Raw genomic sequence first — 18,340 nt, forward strand, 5'->3', positions numbered from 1 at the left:
ATCGGGCAAAACGGAAGATGAAAACCATGACGACCACTGAGCCGCATTACGCGATACGCGGCGTTGATCTGCACGCGTTTAACGATATGGAGAGCTTTGTCAGCTTTCTGCTGCCTGATAACACGCCCCGGCGCGGTACGCTGATTGCAATCAATGCTGAAAAGATGCTGACGCTGGAAGAAGATGCGCAGCTGCGCGCTCTGATTAGCGAAGCTGAGTTTAAATATCCGGATGGCATCAGTATTGTCCGCTCGCTGCGCAAAAAGTATCCGCAGCTGCAGGTCAGCCGCATTGCCGGTGCCGATCTGTGGGAGGCGCTGATGGAGCGCGCCGGACGCACCGGGATTCCGGTATTTTTAATTGGCGGCCGCGAGCAGGTACTGCAGGAGACCTGCGACAAACTGCAGCGTCAGTGGAACGTAAATATTGTCGGCAGCCAGAACGGCTATTTTGCCCCGGCTGACCGCGAGGCGCTGTTTGCACGTATCGCTGCGAGCGGCGCAAAAATCGTTACCGTAGCGCAGGGTTCACCACGTCAGGAGCTTCTGATGCGTGACTGCCGCCAGCACTGGCCCGACGCACTCTATATGGGAGTAGGCGGCACCTATGATGTTTTTACCGGCAACGTTACCCGTGCACCGCGTCTCTGGCAGCGTCTGGGGCTGGAGTGGCTCTATCGGCTGATCCGGCAGCCTTCACGCTGGCGCCGGCAGTTAAAGCTGCTGAAATATTTGCGCTATCACTGGAGGGGCGATCTCTGAGGCTGCTGATTAATCCAGCAATTTTTTAGCTTATAAGCGTGAAATTGCGCTATTTATCGACGGAATGCACAAAGCATAACCAAACGCGTTTTTTTCTTTAAAAAGCACTGGACAGGGTGAAGCCAAATACGTAGTATGCCCATCCGCAACGGCGCTACGCGCCCGTAGCTCAGCTGGATAGAGCGCTGCCCTCCGGAGGCAGAGGTCTCAGGTTCGAATCCTGTCGGGCGCGCCATTTTCTTTTGGGCGCAAGAGCTTCGGTGGTTGGTTTTAACCGCGTTATGCAGTGAATAGTAAGCGTAACAGCTTACGCACCAGAATTATGGTGGCTATAGCTCAGTTGGTAGAGCCCTGGATTGTGATTCCAGTTGTCGTGGGTTCGAGTCCCATTAGCCACCCCAGATTTTGCTGGGACATGCGAAGGTGGCGGAATTGGTAGACGCGCTAGCTTCAGGTGTTAGTGTTCTTACGGACGTGAGGGTTCAAGTCCCTCTCTTCGCACCAGGCAGAATTTTAGTAACAGAAGTAAAGAAGTAAAAAATCGGCGAGTAGCGCAGCTTGGTAGCGCAACTGGTTTGGGACCAGTGGGTCGGAGGTTCGAATCCTCTCTCGCCGACCATATTCGAAAAGCCTGCTTGAAAAAGCAGGCTTTTTTCGTTTGCGTGTAATCTGCGGCCAGGGTCGCATAAATGCGACCCCTGCAAAAAATCCGCGATACGATGCGCGGCCCCCACCAAACCGTAGGGGGGCCATTTATGGCGCCCTGGTTAAGGGCGGGTACGATACGCAATGACGTAACCCGCGATACGGTCTGCGGCCAGGGTCGCATAAATGCGACCCCTGCAAAAAAATCCGCGATACGATGCGCGGCCCCCACCAAACCGTAGGGGCGCCATTTATGGCGCCCTGGTTTAAACCCGCCATTCGACCGCTACAGTTTTTGTCGTATTTTTGCGACAGATAACGCTTTGAATAAATTGAATTTGTTCCATAAGAGAACTATTTGTCGCTGTTTTGCGACGGAAATGACCACAATGGCATACTGCCTGCGGCATGTCGCTTTTAAGATAAGAGAACAGCAGCGTTAACTCTCTGAACCAGAAAAGCTTTTTAAGAAAAATGCCAATCTGGCACATCTTGTGCAATACTTCCTGTCGTAGATGCTCATTCCACCTCTTATGTCCGCTCAGGCGACATAAACCTGGGAATGATGCAGAGCCCCTTACGGTATCCGTTGTCCAGCCTGGCAGTAACGCTGTGCGCTACTGTAGTTAGACGGACATTACGTTGAGTCGGATACCATCAGTTGTCTTACGACCTGATCTTACACCTGCTTCTGGCAGGTGTTTTTTTATCTGCTTACGGCGGGGATGGCACGGTTCAGGCAAAAAAAAGCCGGGACAAGCCCGGCAGACAAACAACAAGCATAAATCAGGTTGCCGGATTGTTCTTCAGCGTCAGCAGCAGGCCCTCGCGGCGCATGCTGGCCGCATCCTCCGGACGCTGCAGGCGATCGTAGACATCCGCCAGCCAGGCATAATCAAACGCATCAGGACGCTGCGCCAGCGCCTGCTCAAACGCATCGGCCGCCTGTTGCCACTCGCCGTGGCGCATCAGCAGCTGCCCCAGCGTGCTGTGCAGCAGTGGCGTTGCCCCATGCTGTTTGATCTGCTGACGCAGCGCTTTCTCCAGCGCATCAGGATTGCCGCTTTTAATGCGCGGCATCAGCAGCACCAGCCGATCGTCATACTGCTTTTTCAGACCGTCCAGCACGATATCCTGAGCCGTGTCGGGATCGTTGCACTCGATCAGATGCTCACTCATGGCGACCTGCAGCGCAGTCTCCTGCCGCGTTTTGCGGCTCTGACTCTGCCACCAGCGCTTCAGGCCCTCGCTACCCTGATCGGCCATCGCCTGGTTCATCAGCCCCAGCCACGCCTGCTGCTGCAGCGCATGACGCTGCGCATCATCGTTAATTTTGGCCTTTTGCATCGCCGGCAGAATATCCAGCAGGGCACCCCAGGCACCGGTACGAATATAGGCCTGCTCCGCCAGACGCAGCACTTCCGGATGGCGCGGCGCAACTTCCAGCAGACGGTCAACACCGTGACGCGCCGCATGATCTTCGTTGCGCGCCAGCTGCAGCCGGACCCGGGTGATCTCCACCGGGATAGTATTGTTCTCTGCCAGTTCAGAAGCGCGTTCCAGATGCTGATTAGCACGGGTTTCATCGCCGCGCTGCTGTGCCGCTTCAGCCGCAAGCAGATAGTTTGCTACCGGCTGATCGGCGTGATCGGCATTCTTCGCCAGCAGCTTCTCTGCCTGCTGATAGTCACCTTCAGCCAGCTTCATCAGCGCATGCTGCGTATGACGCTGCGCGCTGCGACGTTTGCGGCCGGTGAACCAGCCGCGCGTACGGACGCCGGTGCGGAACAGACGACGCAGGATCCACTCTGCCAGCAGAATCACCAGCAGGCTCAGGACCAGGATGATCCCCAGCCCGGTCACGCTGGTCTCAATATTCCAGTTATCAGTCTGGATCAGCACATAACCCTGATGCCCGGCTACCATCGGGCCCAGCACGACGCCAGCCAGCAACAGCAGGAAAAGTACCAGTACTTTTAGCATGGTCAGCCTCCCTGTTGTTCAGCCGCAACCGATGGCTGCGCCAGCAGATTGCGCACGCGCGTTTGCATCAGTTTTTCCAGCAGCGGCTGACTTTCCAGCGAATCCGGCACATCCATTGAGATGGTTTGCTGGCTCAGTTCGTCCAGCTGTGCAAGAAACGCCCGGGTCGCCGCATCGTTGGTGTCATACCAGGCGCGTACCCAGCTCGATACCGCATCCAGCGACTGTTTATAAATCTCCTCCTGATGACGCGGTACCGCCTGCGCAGCCACCAGCAGACGGGAGCGGATATTCTCACGCAGATAGACGTCCTGATTAGGCGCCAGAAGCGGCTGAGCGGTATTATCACGGCGGCGGATGGTAATGAAATCATCCATAAAATTATGCCAGCTCTTCACCAGATTCTGCCGCCATTCGTGCAGCGAGCCGGAGAGTTCGCCGCCGTCGCTATCCATTGGCGCATCGTCGTTGTCGTTGTCCGCCAGGCGCAGATTGTCTACGCCGTTAGAGAGCTGATTCAGCTTGAGAATGATGCCGTCGTAGTCGACCTGGCTGACGGCCGAAAGCGAGCTGATATCCTGCGTCAGCGCCCGACGAACGTTGGTCATGCTGGGATCGTTCATCTCAGCCAGACTGGTATCGGCACTTTTCAGCAGAGCAGCGGCCGTGGTGACATCCTGATCGCTCCAGAGTTTGCGGCCCGCCAGTTTTACCAGATAGTCAGCCTGCGCCAGCAGCCAGGTGCGGGTGTCATTACCGGAGATAGTGGCGACTTTTTCGCGCAGCGTTTCCAGCTCTTTTGCGCTGTTATCCTGCTTCGTGCGCGCTTCCTGCAGGGCAGTGCCCGCGTCAGTCAGCTGCTGCGTCAGCTGGCGTTTGTCGCTGCCAAGCTGCTGCTGCAGCGCGCTGAGCTGCTCGCTGAGCTGCTGGTTAGTCTGAGCCTGTACATCGGCCTGGTGTTTCCCGTTGAGGTAAAGGCCTGCGCCAATCGCCAGCGCAATCACAATTGCCACGGCGCTTAATACCCGGCCATCGCGCTGTTTTTCGCGTGGCGGCTGGTTTTCTGGCGTCGGGGAAGTGTCCGCTGGGGTAGTTTCTTCAACCATGGCGGAGGAAGCTTTGTGTTCCGTCATTGTGGCTCATCCCATTGTTAAGTTCAGCGTAACGCACGCAGCAGCGCGTCGTTATCGGCACCATCGGCTACGTCTATCTCCTGCCAGCCCGCTTCAGCGGCCTGGGTAGCCAAACGTTCACTGACGACCACCAGTCGACAGTGCAGTAACCACTCCCGCCGATCGATTGGCGGAAACAGTGCATGGAGTTGTTTTAACATTTCACCGCTGGTCACCACCAGCGTGGTAATCCCGCGGTCGCGCCAGCGCCGACCCTCAATAGCGCCGTCGTAGTGCTTCTCATTGCGCTGATAGCACTCACAGTATTGCACTTCTGCGCCACGTTCGATGAGAGTTTCAGCTAATAATTCCCGACCGGGAGTGCCGCGCAGGATCAGCGCGCGTTTGCCGCTGACCTGCTGCAGGCGCTGCAGGCGAACCAGCTCTTCGCTGGTCTCCCGCGCATGAGGATAGTCTACTTTGAGATTTGTGACGGTATGCAGCGCCAGCGCGGTTGAGCGACCAATCGCATAGTAGTCAGCGGTAGCGGGCCAGGCTGTCTGGCTGTGCTGCAGCGCCGGATGGGCGAAATTCACTACCTGCTGTGACAGCAGAAACACCAGATCGCCCGGCCGCAGCGCCGTCAGCTGTTGCGGTAACTGTGCTAAATCGCGACCCGGCGTAAATTCAATCAGCGGAAACGCCCACGCCAGCTTGCCCAGGCCGCGCAGGCGCGCAACCAGCTCGCTGGCAGCCGGTTCCGGACGGGTCACGAGAATAGTCATACCGGCGGCTGTCCCTGATAGACCTCATGCAGAATTTCGCGCGCGCCCTTATTCAGCAGCTCTTCAGCCAGCGAAATGCCCATCTGCTCCGCCTGCTCACGCGGGCCACGGCGTTCACCGGTTACCATCTGGCTGCCGTCGGGCGCACCGACCAGACCGCGCAGCCAGAGCTGGTCATCTTCCAGTACGGCAAAACTGCCGATCGGCACCTGACATCCACCCTCAAGCCGGGTATTCATGGCGCGCTCAGCGCGCACGCATACTGCTGTCTCACTGTGGTTCAGCGCCTGCAGCAGCGTAATTAATGCGCTGTCATCAAGCCGGCACTCAATGCCTACGGCACCCTGTCCCACGGCGGGCAGTGAAAGCTCTGCAGGCAGTGCCTGACGAATGCGATCTTCCAGCCCAAGGCGTTTCAGACCGGCAGCGGCCAGAATAATGGCATCATATTCACCCGCATCAAGCTTGCCGAGACGGGTGCCGACATTGCCGCGCAGCGAACGGATAATCAGGTCAGGCCGGCGTGCGCTCAGCTGACACTGGCGGCGCAGGCTGGAGGTGCCGACTACTGCACCCTGAGGCAGCTCATCGATAGCGTTATAGTGATTAGAGACAAAGGCGTCGCGTGGATCTTCACGCTCGCAGATAGTCACCAGACCCAGGCCTTCCGGAAAGTTAACCGGCACATCTTTCATGGAATGCACCGCCAGATCGGCGCGATTCTCCAGCATGGCCTGTTCCAGTTCTTTAACGAACAAACCCTTGCCGCCCACTTTTGCCAGCGGGGTATCGAGAATAACATCGCCTTTGGTCACCATCGGCACCAGCTCTACCTGCAGGCCCGGATGGGCTGCCATCAGGCGCTGCTGAACATATTGTGCCTGCCAGAGTGCGAGAGGACTTTGACGGGTAGCAATTCTGAAAATTTTGTTTAACATACCGTTAACCATTTTGATCGTTCATCGATTATCCTATCATCGATAGGGGAATGCTGTCAGTTTCAACGGATTGAAAAGGCCGCACTATTCATTTGTGGCTCGCCATACCTCAGCAGGCGTGGCGCAAAAAAAGCGGGTTGCTCTGCGGCAGATGCTAAACTGTCATGTAGCGCAACTTTCTTTACGGTCAATCCTTCTGGTGTTAGATTGATCACGTTTCCAGCAATAATTTGCCTGCATACCTCATTATTAAAATGGCAAACGCTGGAAGCAGGGTGCTTAACACTGGGACAATCAGGCGAAACGTCTTGTACCTCTACATTGAGACACTTAAACAGAGACTGGATGCGATTAACCAGCTGCGCGTAGATCGCGCGCTGGCTGCCATGGGGCCTGCTTTCCAGCACGTCTACAGTCTGCTGCCAACATTATTGCACTATCATCATCCTCTGATGCCGGGTTACCTCGAAGGTAACGTTCCACACGGCGTCTGCTTCTTCACGCCTGATGAACAGCAACAGCAGCTGCTGCATACCGTTACCGGCAAACCGGCGGCAGACCTGACGCCAGCGGCCGGGGGCGAACGGCCAATTACCGCTATCTACTCGATGGGCAGCACCTCGTCGGTCGGGCAGAACAGCGCATCCGATCTGGATATCTGGGTGTGCCACCACTCCTGGCTTGATAACGAAGAGCGTCTGGCCCTGCAGCGTAAGTGTACGCTGTTACAGAAGTGGTGTGTGTCAATGGGTGTGGAAGTCAGCTTTTTCCTTATTGATGAAAACCGTTTTCGTCACAACGAGAGCGGCAGCCTCGGCGGTGAGGATTGCGGATCGACCCAGCATATTTTGCTGCTCGATGAGTTCTATCGCACGGCGGTGCGTATGGCAGGTAAGCGCATCCTGTGGAATATGGTGCCGAATGAGGAAGAGCATCACTATGACGATTACGTCATGTCGCTCTATTCACAGGGCGTACTGACACCGAACGAATGGCTCGATTTAGGCGGCCTCGGTACGCTGTCGGCAGAAGAGTATTTTGGCGCCAGCCTGTGGCAGCTCTATAAAAGTATCGACTCCCCTTATAAAGCGGTGCTGAAAACGCTGCTGCTGGAAGCGTACAGCTGGGAGTATCCGAATACGCAGCTGCTGGCGATGGATATCAGACAGCGTCTGCATGAAGGCGAGATCGTCAGCTTCGGGCTGGATCCTTACTGCATGATGCTGGAGCGGGTCACGCGCTATCTGACCAGTGTGGAAGATCACGCCCGCCTCGATCTGGTGCGGCGCTGTTTCTATCTGAAAGTGTGCGAGAAGCTTTCCGGTGACGATCAGCACGCCCGCAACGGCTGGCGGCGCGAAATTCTGCTGCAGCTGGTAAAAGCCTGGGGCTGGGACGAAGCGAAACTCGCCGTTCTGGATAATCGGGCGGAGTGGAAGATCGAGCGCGTGCGCGAGGCGCATAATGAGCTGCTGGATGCGATGATGCAGAGCTATCGTAATCTGATCCGCTTTGCGCGCCGGAACAATTTAAGCGTCAGTGCCAGCCCGCAGGATATCGGCGTACTGACGCGTAAACTGTATGCCGCTTTTGAAGCGCTGCCGGGTAAAGTCACGCTGGTCAACCCGCAAATATCACCCGATCTGTCAGAAGAGAATCTGACCTTTATTCACGTGCCCGCCGGGCGCGCGAACCGGCCAGGCTGGTATCTCTATAATCAGTCGCCGGATATGAGTTCGATTATCAGCCATCAGCCGCTGGAATATAACCGCTATCTGAACAAGCTGGTGGCGTGGGCATGGTTCAACGGATTACTGACGCAGAAAACGCGGCTGCACATTAAAGGTAACGAGCTGTGCGACCTGGCGCGTCTGCAGGAGCTGGTCAGCGATGTCTCCGGCCACTTTCCGCTGCGCCTGCCGGCGCCTACGCCAAAAGCGCTCTACAGCCCGTGCGAAATCCGCCATCTGGCGATTATTGTCAATCTTGAGCACGATCCCACTGCGGCATTCCGTAACCAGGTGGTGCACTTTGATTTCCGCAAGCTGGATGTATTCAGCTTTGGTCAGCAGCAGCAGTGCCTGATTGGCAGCGTCGATCTGCTCTACCGCAACTCGTGGAATGAAGTACGTACCCTGCATTTCAGCGGTGAACAGGCGATGATTGACGCGCTGAAAACCATTCTGGGCAAGATGCATCAGGATGCGGCGCCGCCCGATACGGTTGAGGTATTTTGCTACAGTCAGCATCTGCGTGGCCTGATCCGCACGCGGGTACAGCAGCTGGTATCAGAGTGCATTGAGCTGCGCCTGTCGAGTACGCGGCAGGAGCCGGGCCGCTTCAAAGCGATTCGCGTCGCGGGGCAGACCTGGGGACTCTTCTTTGAACGCATGAGCGTCTCGGTGCAGAAGCTGGAGAACGCGGTAGAGTTTTACGGCGCGATTTCCAACAACAAGCTGCATGGGTTATCGATCAAGGTGGAATCGAATCAGACTCCGCTGCCGCCGGTGGTAAACGGCTACGCCAGCGAAGGCATTATTCAGTTCTTCTTTGAAGACACCAGCGACGATCGCGGATTCAACATCTATATTCTCGATGAGAGCAATCGCGTGGAGATTTACCACCACTGCGAAGGCAGTAAAGAGGAGCTGGTGCGCGACGTCAGCCGTTTCTACTCTTCATCACACGATCGCTTTACCTACGGCTCAAGCTTTATCAATTTCAATCTGCCGCAGTTTTATCAAATCGTGAACACCGGCGACCGTTTTCAGGTGATCCCGTTCCGCAGTCAGACCCTGACGCAGCTCTGCCCGACCCCGCCGGATAACGACAACGCCGATTTTATGCCGCGTTATCAGGTGCACTGATCGCGGGTTTTCAGCCAGCCTGTGCGGCCACCCTGTCCGATATTTCCTGTTGCTTTTACACCATCAGCTGCGATGATAAGCAGCTGAGAATTGGACAATACGAGCAGATAAAATGAGACGAGTCATAAGCCAGTTGGGCATGGCGCTGATGCTGGTCAGCCTGGCAGGCTGCGGCCTGAAAGGCCCGTTATACTTCCCGCCCGCGGATAAGCCGCAGCAGAATGACAAGCCGACAGAACAGCAGCAGCAGGCCGCTCAGCAGGCGGATACCGGGGGCCTGGTCACCGGCAGCTCATCAGGCGTACAGTCAAACTAAATTTAATGAGTAATCCGGCGGAGCAGAAAATGCAGTTCTCGAAAATGCACGGTCTCGGCAACGACTTTATGGTCGTGGATGCAGTGACACAAAACGTCTTTTTTTCGCCGGAATTGATTCGCCGCCTGGCGGATCGGCATCTGGGGATCGGCTTTGATCAGCTGCTGATCGTAGAGCCACCCTACGATCCGGATCTCGACTTTCACTATCGCATATTTAACGCTGACGGCAGTGAAGTGGCGCAGTGTGGCAACGGCGCGCGCTGTTTCGCCCGCTTTGTGCGCCTCAAAGGGCTGACCAATAAAAGTGACATTCGCGTCAGCACTCAAACCGGACGTATGGTGCTGAGCGTGACCAGCGATGAGCTGGTACGGGTCAATATGGGCGAGCCTGATTTTGATCCGCAGCGTGTGCCGCTGCGCGCTAACAAGGCGGAGAATCTCTATCTGCAGCGCGTCGCTGAGCAGACCGTGATGTTTGGTGCCGTCTCAATGGGTAATCCGCACTGTGTGATTCAGGTGGAGAGCGTGATAACTGCAGCCGTTGAGACGCTGGGGCCGGCGCTGGAGAGTCACGAGCGCTTCCCGGAACGCGTTAACGTCGGCTTTATGGAAGTGGTCAGCCGTGAGCACGTACGCCTGCGCGTTTATGAGCGCGGAGCCGGCGAAACCCAGGCGTGCGGCAGCGGCGCCTGTGCAGCGGTAGCCTGTGGTATTCAGCAGGGGCTGCTGGCAGAAAAAGTGCGTGTCGATCTGCCAGGCGGCACGCTGCATATCGCCTGGAAGGGGGCCGGACAGCCGCTATATATGACCGGACCCGCCACCCACGTTTATGACGGATTTATCCATTTATGAAATACCCGGAAGAGCAGACTGACAGCGCGGTGCAGCTTGACGATCGCGCCGTCAGCGCTTATCTGCAGCAGAACCCCGATTTTTTTATCCGCAACGCACGTCAGGTTGAACAGATGGCGGTGCCGCACGCGGTGCGCGGCAGCGTCTCGCTGGTAGAGTGGCATATGGCGCGCCAGCGCAACCACATCCGTCAGCTGGAAGAGGAGATCACGCTGCTGATGGAGCAGGCCAACGCCAATCATCAGCTGTTCGATCGCCTGCTGGCGCTGCAGGGGCATCTCGCCGCTGCTGACAGCCTGCAGGAGATGCTGAACCGCCTGCAGCGCTGGGCGCGCGAGCTGGGTCTGGCGGGCGCCAATGTGCGGCTGTTCAGCGATCAATGGCGCCTCGGCGCACCCTCTGATTTTATCCAGCTGGGTCTGGCGCGACAGGCGTTTGAGCCGCTGCGTATTCAGCGTTTTGGTCAGCAGCAGCACTATCTTGGCAGCCTGAACGGGCCGGAGCTGCTGCTGCTGCTGCCGCAGGCGAAAGCCGTCGGCTCGGTTGCGATGTCGCTGCTGGGCGAGCGGGGTGAAGCGGGCGTCGTCATCTTCAGCAGCCGCGATAATCAGCACTATCAGGCAGGCATGGGAACACTCTTACTGCAGCACCTGGCCCAGATGCTGCCGGCGCTGCTGGCGCGCTGGATCGAGCGCGTATGAGTACGCTGCTGCCCGCGGTCGACGCCTTTCTGCGCTACCTGCAGGTTGAACGTCAGCTCAGCCCGCTGACGCAGAAAAACTATCGTCGCCAGCTGCTGGCGCTTGTGACTCTCGCGGAAAGCATGCAGTTAACCGAATGGTCAAAGCTGGAGCCGGCGCAGGTGCGCAGTCTGGCGGCGCGCAGCCGGCGCGATGGCCTGCAGGCGAGCAGTCTGGCGCTGCGGATGTCTGCCCTGCGCAGCTTTCTCGACTGGCAGGTCAGCCAGGGCATGCTGAGCGCAAATCCGGCGAAAGGTATCGCCACGCCGCGTAACGCCCGCCATCTGCCAAAGAATATGGACGTGGATGAAGTCACGCAGCTGCTGGAGATTGACCTTAATGACCCGCTGGCGGTGCGCGATCGCGCAATGCTTGAAACCATGTATGGCGGCGGCCTGCGTCTCAGCGAGCTGGTCGGGATCAACTGCCGCGATCTTGATGCAGAGTCGGGTGAAGTCCAGGTGCTGGGCAAAGGCAGTAAAGAGCGGCGCGTGCCGGTTGGCGCAACGGCGGTGACCTGGCTGCAGCACTGGCTGGCGCTGCGCGACAGTTTTGCTCCGCAGGATGATGCGCTGTTTGTCTCTTCACGCGGCAGCCGGATTTCCGCGCGCAACGTGCAGAAGCGGTTTGCCGAGTGGGGCATCAAGCAGGGCGTGGCCAGCCATATTCATCCGCATAAGCTGCGCCACTCATTTGCCACGCACCTGCTGGAGTCAAGCGGCGACCTGCGCGCGGTGCAGGAGCTGCTCGGGCATGCCAATCTCTCGACCACCCAGATCTATACCCATCTCGATTTCCAGCATCTGGCCTCGGTCTACGATGCCGCGCATCCGCGTGCCAAACGAGGAAAATCAGAATGAAGTTTTACCGCTCCCTGCATCCGGTTAAGGCGCTGACCTTCGATCTGGATGATACGCTGTATGACAACCGCCCGGTGATCCGTAAGACCGCGCAGGAGACGCATGCGGCGCTACAGGCGTTTCACCCGGCGCTGCGTGAATTCACACCGGCCGATTATCAGCAGCTGCGTGATGAGCTGCTGGCGCGCGAACCCGATATTTATCATGACGTCTCAGAGTGGCGCCGCCGTTCGGTGGAGCTGGCGTTGCTGAATATTGGCCTGCCGGCCGCCGACGCTGCCGCGGGCGCAGGAGAGGTGATGCGCACCTTCCACCACTGGCGCAGTCAGGTTGTGATGCCGGAAGAGACGCACCAGACGCTGTGCTGGCTCGGCGAGCGCGTGCCGCTGGTGGCCATTACTAACGGCAATGCCGATCCGGAAAAGCTCGGTATTCAGCACTACTTTCAGTTTACGCTGCGCGCCGGTCCGCACGGTCGCGCCAAACCGTGGCAGGATATGTATCATCTCGCGGCGGAGCGGCTTGCTATTGCGCCGGAGGCGATCCTGCACGTTGGCGATGACCTGACCACCGATGTTGCAGGCGCACTGCGCGCCGGCCTGCAGGCGTGCTGGATCAACCTGAACAGCGGCAATCTGATGCAGATTGATGACGCCCGTCTGCTGCCGCACGTTGAAATTCATCGGTTGGCATCCCTGACCTCACTGCTATAATGGCTGTAAATTTATCCAGTCGTATCCTCCGGCGCACGGCTTTACGGGCTGTGCCGGTTCACTCTGGCGACTTACCTGCGTAAGCGCGCGACCATTCAGAGATCTGCAGCATCGCTGCAGGACGAATGACTCAGGGTACGCAACTCTATTCTTTAAAAACGGTGCTTATGGACGTTTCTGATCTGCTCGACGGCTTGAATGACAAACAGCGTGAGGCGGTTGCCGCACCGCGCAGCAATCTGCTGGTGCTGGCCGGAGCAGGCAGCGGCAAAACCCGTGTGCTGGTGCACCGCATCGCCTGGCTGCTGTCGGTGGAGAACTGCTCGCCATACTCCATCATGGCGGTCACCTTCACCAATAAAGCGGCGGCTGAGATGCGTCATCGTATCGATCAGCTGATTGGCAGCGGACAGGGCGGCATGTGGATTGGCACATTCCATGGCCTGGCGCATCGCCTGCTGCGGGCGCACCATCTGGATGCCGGACTGCCGCAGGATTTTCAGATCCTCGACAGCGAAGATCAGCTGCGGCTGCTGAAGCGTCTGATTAAGTCAATGAATCTGGATGATAAGCAGTGGCCGGCACGGCAGGGCATGTGGTACATCAACGGCAAGAAAGATGAGGGCCTGCGGCCAAAACATATCGAAAGCTACAACAATCCGGTTGAGCAGACGTGGCTGCGTATTTATCAGGCCTATCAGGAGGCGTGCGATCGCGCCGGCCTGGTCGATTTTGCCGAGCTGCTGCTGCGCGCGCATGAGCTGTGGCTGCATAAGCCTCAGATCCTGAATCATTATCGCGAGCGCTTTAGCAATATTCTGGTCGATGAGTTTCAGGACACCAACAACATTCAGTATGCGTGGATCCGCATGCTGGCGGGCGACAGCAGCCGGGTAATTATTGTCGGCGATGACGATCAGTCCATCTACGGCTGGCGCGGCGCGCAGGTTGAAAATATCCAGCGCTTCCTGCAGGACTTTCCCGGGGCGGAAACTATCCGCCTGGAGCAGAACTACCGCTCCACCAACCATATCCTGAAATCTGCCAATGCCCTGATCGCCAACAACAGCGGGCGGCTCGGAAAAGAGCTCTGGACCGACGGCAGCGACGGCGAAAAGATTTCAATCTACTGCGCGTTTAACGAGCTGGATGAAGCGCGCTTTGTGGTTAACCGCATTAAAACCTGGCATGAGAACGGCAATGCGCTGCAGGATTGCGCGATTCTCTATCGCAGTAACGCCCAGTCGCGCGTGCTGGAAGAGGCGCTGCTGCAGGCCAGCATGCCCTACCGTATTTATGGCGGTATGCGCTTCTTTGAACGCCAGGAGATCAAAGATGCGCTCGCCTATCTGCGCCTGATCGCCAACCGCAACGACGACGCCGCGTTTGAACGCGTGGTCAATACGCCGACGCGCGGCGTGGGCGACAGAACGCTGGATGTGGTACGGCAGACGGCGCGCGAAAAACAGCTGACGCTGTGGCAGGCTACGCGGGAACTGCTGCAGAACCGGGCCCTGGCGGGCCGGGCGGCGTCGGCACTGCAGCGCTTCTGCGAACTGGTTGATGCGCTGGCGCATGAAACCGCAGAGATGCCGCTGCATGTGCAGACCGATCGCGTGATTAAAGATTCCGGTCTGTGGCTGATGTATGAGCAGGAAAAAGGCGAAAAAGGCCAGGCGCGTATCGAGAACTTAGAGGAGCTGGTCACGGCCACCCGCCAGTTCAGCTATCAGGATGAAGATGAAGATTTGATGCCGCTGCAGGCGTTTTTATCGCACGCCGCGCTGGAGGCGGGCGAAGGTCAGGCGGATAAATGGCAGGATGCCGTACAGCTGATGACGCTACACTCGGCAAAAGGGCTGGAGTTTACTCAGGTCTTTATTGTCGGCATGGAAGAGGGCATGTTCCCGAGCCAGATGTCGCTGGATGAGGGCGGGCGTCTGGAGGAGGAGCGGCGGCTGGCCTATGTTGGCGTCACCCGGGCGATGGTCAAGCTGACGCTCACCTACGCCGAGACGCGGCGGCTTTACGGCAAGGAAGTCTATCATCGCCCGTCGCGCTTTATTGGCGAACTGCCGGAAGAGTGCGTGGAGGAAGTGCGCCTGCGCGCCAGCGTCAGCCGTCCGGTCAGCCATCAGCGCATGGGCACGCCCACCAGCAAAAGCGACAGCGGCTTTACCCTGGGTCAGCGGGTGCGCCACGCGAAGTTTGGCGAAGGCACCATTATTAATCTGGAAGGCAGCGGCGAGCACAGTCGCCTGCAGGTCGCTTTCCAGGGGCAGGGCATTAAGTGGCTGGTCGCCGCGTATGCGCGGCTGGAGGCGATGTAGCGCGGCTGCGCTACCTTGACGACTTTTTCGTCTCAGCGTAACATGCGCGCACTATTATCATGAGAGGACAATGCCTTGGACGCGCCCAGTCGATGCTGGCTCAACATCCTGTTTAGCAGGAATATCTAAGGCTACCTCTTTACGCAGGTAGCCTTAAAGGTTATCCGCGACCTCCTTTGCTTATCCGTCGCATGAGTCAGCACTGATCACACCCTGAAGCGAAAGTTTCCGCGTTAAGGCTTTGCCGTGTCCGTTACGTTTCGGACGTGACGGGCACCGCCCTGTCCCATTTGGTCTGCAATGGGGAGTATTGCTATGCTGAGCGCATTTAAACTCGAGCGCGATCGCCTGACGCGCATCGAGCTGGAAGACAACAACGATAAACTCAACACGTCGGTATGGGTCGATCTCATCGAGCCGGATGACAGCGAGCGCGAGCGCGTGCAGTCAGAGCTGGGACAGAGCCTGGCAACGCGTCCGGAGCTGGAAGATATTGAAGCCTCGGCGCGCTTCTTTGAAGATGAAGATGGCCTGCATATCCACTCGTTCTTTTTCTTTGAGGATGCTGAAGATCACGCCGGCAACTCCACCGTGGCCTTTACAATCCGCGAAGATCGCCTCTATACGCTGCGCGAGCGCGAGCTGCCAGCCTTTCGCCTTTACCGCATGCGCGCCCGCAATCAGCAGCTGACCGACGGCAACGCTTACGAGCTGCTGCTGGATCTGTTCGAGACCAAAATTGAGCAGCTGGCGGATGAGATTGAAAATATCTATAGCGCGCTGGAGAAGTTGAGCCGCGTGATTATGGAAGGCCAGCAGGGTGAAGAGTATGACGAGGCGCTGTCGCGTCTCGCCGAGCTGGAAGATATCGGCTGGAAAGTCCGTCTCTGCCTGATGGATACGCAGCGTGCGCTCAATTTCCTTGTGCGTAAGGCGCGCCTGCCAGGTAACCAGCTGGAGCAGGCACGTGAGATCCTGCGCGATATTGAATCGCTGCTGCCGCACAATGAATCCCTGTTCCAGAAGGTCAACTTTCTGATGCAGGCGGCGATGGGCTTTATCAATATCGAACAGAACCGCATTATCAAGATCTTCTCGGTGGTCTCGGTGGTGTTCCTGCCGCCAACGCTGGTGGCTTCCAGCTATGGTATGAACTTTGAGTTTATGCCTGAGCTAAAATGGAGCTTCGGCTATCCTGGCGCAATCTGCCTGATGATGCTGGCAGGCCTGGCACCTTATCTCTATTTCAAACGCAAAAACTGGCTGTGATCGTGGGGTGCCATTCATGGCGCCCTGGTTGAACACCGCACCCGTCTGACGCCAGGGGCGCATAAATGCGCCCCCTACATTTCTGTAGGGGCGCCATTCATGGCGCCCTGGTCAAACATCGCCCCCGCCTGCTGATTAAAAAACGATTTGCGCTGGCTCCGGGGGCGCAACCTGCGTAACCTGTTGAACTCTTATCTTTGTCTGATTTTGCTCATGTCACACTACTCTCTCCGCTTACAATGGATGCTGCTGGTGGTTGCATCTTTGACGCTGGGCGTTGCTCTCCAGCTGCTTCACCTGCCTGCTGCGCTGCTGCTTGGCCCGATGATTACCGGAACCGTAATGGGACTCAGCGGCGCAACGCTGCGCATCGATAAGCGGCTGTTTATTCTGGCGCAGGCGGTGCTGGGCTGCATGATCGCTCAGAGCCTGTCGCCCGCCATACTGACCCCCTTATTAAACGACTGGCCGGTGGTGCTGGCGGTATTGATCCTTACGCTGGCCGCCAGCGGTCTCTCAGGTTTTCTGCTGGTGCGCTTCAGTAACCTGCCGGGGCCTACCGGTGCCTGGGGATCGTCGCCCGGCGGCGCCTCGGCGATGGTGGCGATGGCGGGGGATTTCGGGGCTGACGTGCGGCTGGTCGCGTTTATGCAGTATCTGCGCGTGCTGTTCGTCGCCACGGCGGCGGCGGTAGTGGCGCGTATTGGTCTGGATACCAGCGGCGGTGCGACCGGACTAATCTGGTTTCCGGCGCTCGGCCACGGTTTTTTGCTGACGCTGGTGGTGATGATCGCCGGTGCCTGGCTCGGGCAGCGCCTGCGGATCCCCTCCGGTGCGCTGCTGCTGCCGGCGCTGACTGGGGCCACGCTGCAGGGGAGCGAAATCGCGACGTTGCAGGTGCCGGAGTGGCTGCTGGCGCTGGCCTATGCGCTGATTGGCTGGAGCGTCGGACTGCGCTTTACGCGCCCGATTTTCCTGCTGGCGCTGCGGACGCTGCCGCAGATGCTCGCCTCAATCCTCGGGCTGATGGTGCTGTGTGCGGCGCTGGCATGGATGCTGACGCGGGTATTGCATATTGACCTGATGACCGCCTATCTGGCTACCAGCCCGGGCGGGCTGGATACCGTCGCTATTATCGCCGCCGGCAGCCGGGTCGATATGGCGTTTGTTATGGCGCTGCAGACGCTGCGTCTGTTTACCATTCTGCTCACCGGCCCGGCACTGGCGCGCTTTATCTCACGCTTTGCGCATCCGCGTGCGGGCTGAGAAGAGTACGGCGTCAAAAATAAACACCGCCAGCGCCAGCCAGATAAAGCCAAAGGTGACCAGCTTATCGGGGGTGAGGCGCTCGCCATAAAACAGTACCGCCAGCAGAAACATCAGCGTCGGGCCAAGATACTGGAAAAAGCCCACGGTTGAGAGGCGCAGACGCGCGCAGGCTGCGGCAAACAGCATCAGCGGAATGGTGGTCAGCACGCCGGCGGTCACCAGCATCAGATTGAGGCTGAGCGGATTGGCGCTGAGATGACTGGTCGCGCTGTCGGCAATACCAAACAGATAGATCGCCGCCAGCGGGAACAGCCACAGCGTCTCGATCAGCATGCCGCTTTGTGCATCAACCTGGATCTTTTTCCGCACCAGACCATACAGCGCAAAGCTCAGCGCCAGCCCCAGCGCAATTACCGGCAGCGAGCCAAACTGCCACAGCTGCACCAGTACGCCCGCCGCCGCCAGCACAACCGCCAGCCACTGCAGACGGCGAAAGCGCTCACGCAGAAACAGCATACCCAACACCACATTAATCAGCGGATTGATAAAGTAGCCGAGGCTCGCCTCCAGCATATGCTGATTATTGACCGCCCAGATAAACAGCAGCCAGTTGCCGCCGACGGTGACGGCGGTCAGCGCCAGCAGCAGAACTTTTTTCGGCTGAGCGGCCACCTGACGCACCTGCTTCCAGCTGCGGCTCAGCGTGATCAGGATCAGCATAAACAGCACGGACCAGATCACCCGATGGGTCATGATTTCGGCGGGCGGCACTGCCCTGACCAGTTTGAAGTAGGCCGGAGCAACGCCCCAGATAAAATAAGCGCCGAGCGCATAAAAAATGCCCTCCCGCGTTTGCTGGCTGTCCATTGTATTGTCCATAAGGCGGCGCACCGGTTGC

Annotated in this window: 15 protein-coding genes and 4 tRNA genes; 14 read left to right on the plus strand and 5 right to left on the minus strand. The window is 58.0% G+C overall.

Annotated elements, in window-relative coordinates; all coding sequences use genetic code 11:
* The first annotated feature begins 17 nt into the window (after positions 1-17).
* The 5 genes from wecG to F3J39_RS14760 all read left to right on the plus strand — a co-directional run bounded on the left by wecG (position 18) and on the right by F3J39_RS14760 (position 1,380).
* The gene (wecG, locus tag F3J39_RS14740) at positions 18-761 is read left to right on the plus strand and encodes a lipopolysaccharide N-acetylmannosaminouronosyltransferase (protein WP_175540443.1); all 744 of its coding nucleotides are present in this window, start codon (positions 18-20) and stop codon (positions 759-761) included.
* 158 nt (positions 762-919) lie between these two features.
* Positions 920-996: transfer RNA gene (locus F3J39_RS14745), tRNA-Arg, on the plus strand.
* Between the two features lie 90 nt (positions 997-1,086).
* Positions 1,087-1,162 (plus strand) — tRNA-His (locus tag F3J39_RS14750).
* 16 nt (positions 1,163-1,178) lie between these two features.
* A tRNA-Leu gene (locus tag F3J39_RS14755) sits at positions 1,179-1,265 on the plus strand.
* 38 nt (positions 1,266-1,303) lie between these two features.
* A tRNA-Pro gene (locus tag F3J39_RS14760) sits at positions 1,304-1,380 on the plus strand.
* Positions 1,381-2,192: 812 nt separating this feature from the next.
* On the opposite strand, the gene hemY is transcribed toward F3J39_RS14760, so the two are convergent.
* Genes hemY through hemC form a run of 4 tightly spaced genes read right to left on the minus strand, consistent with a single transcriptional unit; the run spans position 2,193 to position 6,224 of the window.
* Positions 2,193-3,389: a protoheme IX biogenesis protein HemY gene (gene hemY / locus F3J39_RS14765; RefSeq protein ID WP_071668214.1), complete on the minus strand. Its 1,197-nt coding sequence runs from the start codon at positions 3,387-3,389 to the stop codon at positions 2,193-2,195.
* Between the two features lie 2 nt (positions 3,390-3,391).
* Positions 3,392-4,522, minus strand: coding sequence for a uroporphyrinogen-III C-methyltransferase (hemX, locus tag F3J39_RS14770; protein ID WP_039381739.1), 1,131 nt, complete (start codon positions 4,520-4,522; stop codon positions 3,392-3,394).
* 23 nt (positions 4,523-4,545) lie between these two features.
* Positions 4,546-5,286, minus strand: a complete 741-nt coding sequence (gene hemD / locus F3J39_RS14775; protein ID WP_104085857.1) for a uroporphyrinogen-III synthase — start codon at positions 5,284-5,286, stop codon at positions 4,546-4,548.
* Positions 5,283-6,224, minus strand: coding sequence for a hydroxymethylbilane synthase (hemC, locus tag F3J39_RS14780; RefSeq protein ID WP_094111176.1), 942 nt, complete (start codon positions 6,222-6,224; stop codon positions 5,283-5,285). The genes hemD and hemC overlap by 4 nt, the downstream gene beginning before the upstream one ends.
* 308 nt (positions 6,225-6,532) lie before the next feature.
* Here hemC and F3J39_RS14785 point away from each other — a divergent pair, with 308 nt between their 5' ends.
* From F3J39_RS14785 to F3J39_RS14825, 9 genes are all read left to right on the plus strand, one after another.
* Positions 6,533-9,091: a class I adenylate cyclase gene (locus tag F3J39_RS14785; protein ID WP_104085856.1), complete on the plus strand. Its 2,559-nt coding sequence runs from the start codon at positions 6,533-6,535 to the stop codon at positions 9,089-9,091.
* A gap of 112 nt (positions 9,092-9,203) precedes the next feature.
* Positions 9,204-9,407 (plus strand): lipoprotein, encoded by a 204-nt coding sequence (locus F3J39_RS14790; RefSeq protein ID WP_039381747.1) that lies wholly within the window; start codon positions 9,204-9,206, stop codon positions 9,405-9,407.
* Between the two features lie 29 nt (positions 9,408-9,436).
* Positions 9,437-10,261 (plus strand): diaminopimelate epimerase, encoded by an 825-nt coding sequence (gene dapF / locus F3J39_RS14795; protein WP_039385679.1) that lies wholly within the window; start codon positions 9,437-9,439, stop codon positions 10,259-10,261.
* Positions 10,258-10,962, plus strand: coding sequence for a DUF484 domain-containing protein (locus F3J39_RS14800; protein WP_094111160.1), 705 nt, complete (start codon positions 10,258-10,260; stop codon positions 10,960-10,962). Before dapF ends, F3J39_RS14800 begins: the two co-directional genes overlap by 4 nt.
* On the plus strand, positions 10,959-11,861 hold the full coding sequence (xerC, locus tag F3J39_RS14805; protein ID WP_108570304.1) for a tyrosine recombinase XerC: 903 nt from the start codon (positions 10,959-10,961) through the stop codon (positions 11,859-11,861). Before F3J39_RS14800 ends, xerC begins: the two co-directional genes overlap by 4 nt.
* On the plus strand, positions 11,858-12,574 hold the full coding sequence (yigB, locus tag F3J39_RS14810) for a 5-amino-6-(5-phospho-D-ribitylamino)uracil phosphatase YigB (protein ID WP_145339801.1): 717 nt from the start codon (positions 11,858-11,860) through the stop codon (positions 12,572-12,574). The genes xerC and yigB overlap by 4 nt, the downstream gene beginning before the upstream one ends.
* 167 nt (positions 12,575-12,741) lie before the next feature.
* Positions 12,742-14,904: a DNA helicase II gene (gene uvrD / locus F3J39_RS14815; RefSeq protein ID WP_039385680.1), complete on the plus strand. Its 2,163-nt coding sequence runs from the start codon at positions 12,742-12,744 to the stop codon at positions 14,902-14,904.
* Between the two features lie 315 nt (positions 14,905-15,219).
* Positions 15,220-16,173, plus strand: a complete 954-nt coding sequence (gene corA / locus F3J39_RS14820; RefSeq protein WP_039381760.1) for a magnesium/cobalt transporter CorA — start codon at positions 15,220-15,222, stop codon at positions 16,171-16,173.
* Between the two features lie 213 nt (positions 16,174-16,386).
* On the plus strand, positions 16,387-17,439 hold the full coding sequence (locus tag F3J39_RS14825; RefSeq protein ID WP_039381762.1) for an AbrB family transcriptional regulator: 1,053 nt from the start codon (positions 16,387-16,389) through the stop codon (positions 17,437-17,439).
* On the opposite strand, the gene rarD is transcribed toward F3J39_RS14825, so the two are convergent.
* Positions 17,410-18,309 (minus strand): EamA family transporter RarD, encoded by a 900-nt coding sequence (gene rarD, locus F3J39_RS14830; protein WP_104085853.1) that lies wholly within the window; start codon positions 18,307-18,309, stop codon positions 17,410-17,412. The genes F3J39_RS14825 and rarD overlap by 30 nt on opposite strands.
* Positions 18,310-18,340: the final 31 nt, after the last annotated feature.

The organism is Pantoea sp. Acro-807 (assembly GCF_011752675.1).
Classification (GTDB): domain Bacteria; phylum Pseudomonadota; class Gammaproteobacteria; order Enterobacterales; family Enterobacteriaceae; genus Pantoea; species Pantoea eucrina.

Bases quoted from the DNA above. Each gene is read 5' to 3' on its own strand.
- wecG (WP_175540443.1), top strand. From the start codon at position 18: ATGAAAACCATGACGACCACTGAGCCGCATTACGCGATACGCGGCGTT.
- hemY (WP_071668214.1), bottom strand. From the start codon at position 3,389: ATGCTAAAAGTACTGGTACTTTTCCTGCTGTTGCTGGCTGGCGTCGTG.
- hemX (WP_039381739.1), bottom strand. From the start codon at position 4,522: ATGACGGAACACAAAGCTTCCTCCGCCATGGTTGAAGAAACTACCCCA.
- hemD (WP_104085857.1), bottom strand. From the start codon at position 5,286: ATGACTATTCTCGTGACCCGTCCGGAACCGGCTGCCAGCGAGCTGGTT.
- hemC (WP_094111176.1), bottom strand. From the start codon at position 6,224: ATGTTAAACAAAATTTTCAGAATTGCTACCCGTCAAAGTCCTCTCGCA.
- F3J39_RS14790 (WP_039381747.1), top strand. From the start codon at position 9,204: ATGAGACGAGTCATAAGCCAGTTGGGCATGGCGCTGATGCTGGTCAGC.
- dapF (WP_039385679.1), top strand. From the start codon at position 9,437: ATGCAGTTCTCGAAAATGCACGGTCTCGGCAACGACTTTATGGTCGTG.
- F3J39_RS14800 (WP_094111160.1), top strand. From the start codon at position 10,258: ATGAAATACCCGGAAGAGCAGACTGACAGCGCGGTGCAGCTTGACGAT.
- xerC (WP_108570304.1), top strand. From the start codon at position 10,959: ATGAGTACGCTGCTGCCCGCGGTCGACGCCTTTCTGCGCTACCTGCAG.
- yigB (WP_145339801.1), top strand. From the start codon at position 11,858: ATGAAGTTTTACCGCTCCCTGCATCCGGTTAAGGCGCTGACCTTCGAT.
- uvrD (WP_039385680.1), top strand. From the start codon at position 12,742: ATGGACGTTTCTGATCTGCTCGACGGCTTGAATGACAAACAGCGTGAG.
- corA (WP_039381760.1), top strand. From the start codon at position 15,220: ATGCTGAGCGCATTTAAACTCGAGCGCGATCGCCTGACGCGCATCGAG.
- F3J39_RS14825 (WP_039381762.1), top strand. From the start codon at position 16,387: ATGTCACACTACTCTCTCCGCTTACAATGGATGCTGCTGGTGGTTGCA.
- rarD (WP_104085853.1), bottom strand. From the start codon at position 18,309: ATGGACAGCCAGCAAACGCGGGAGGGCATTTTTTATGCGCTCGGCGCT.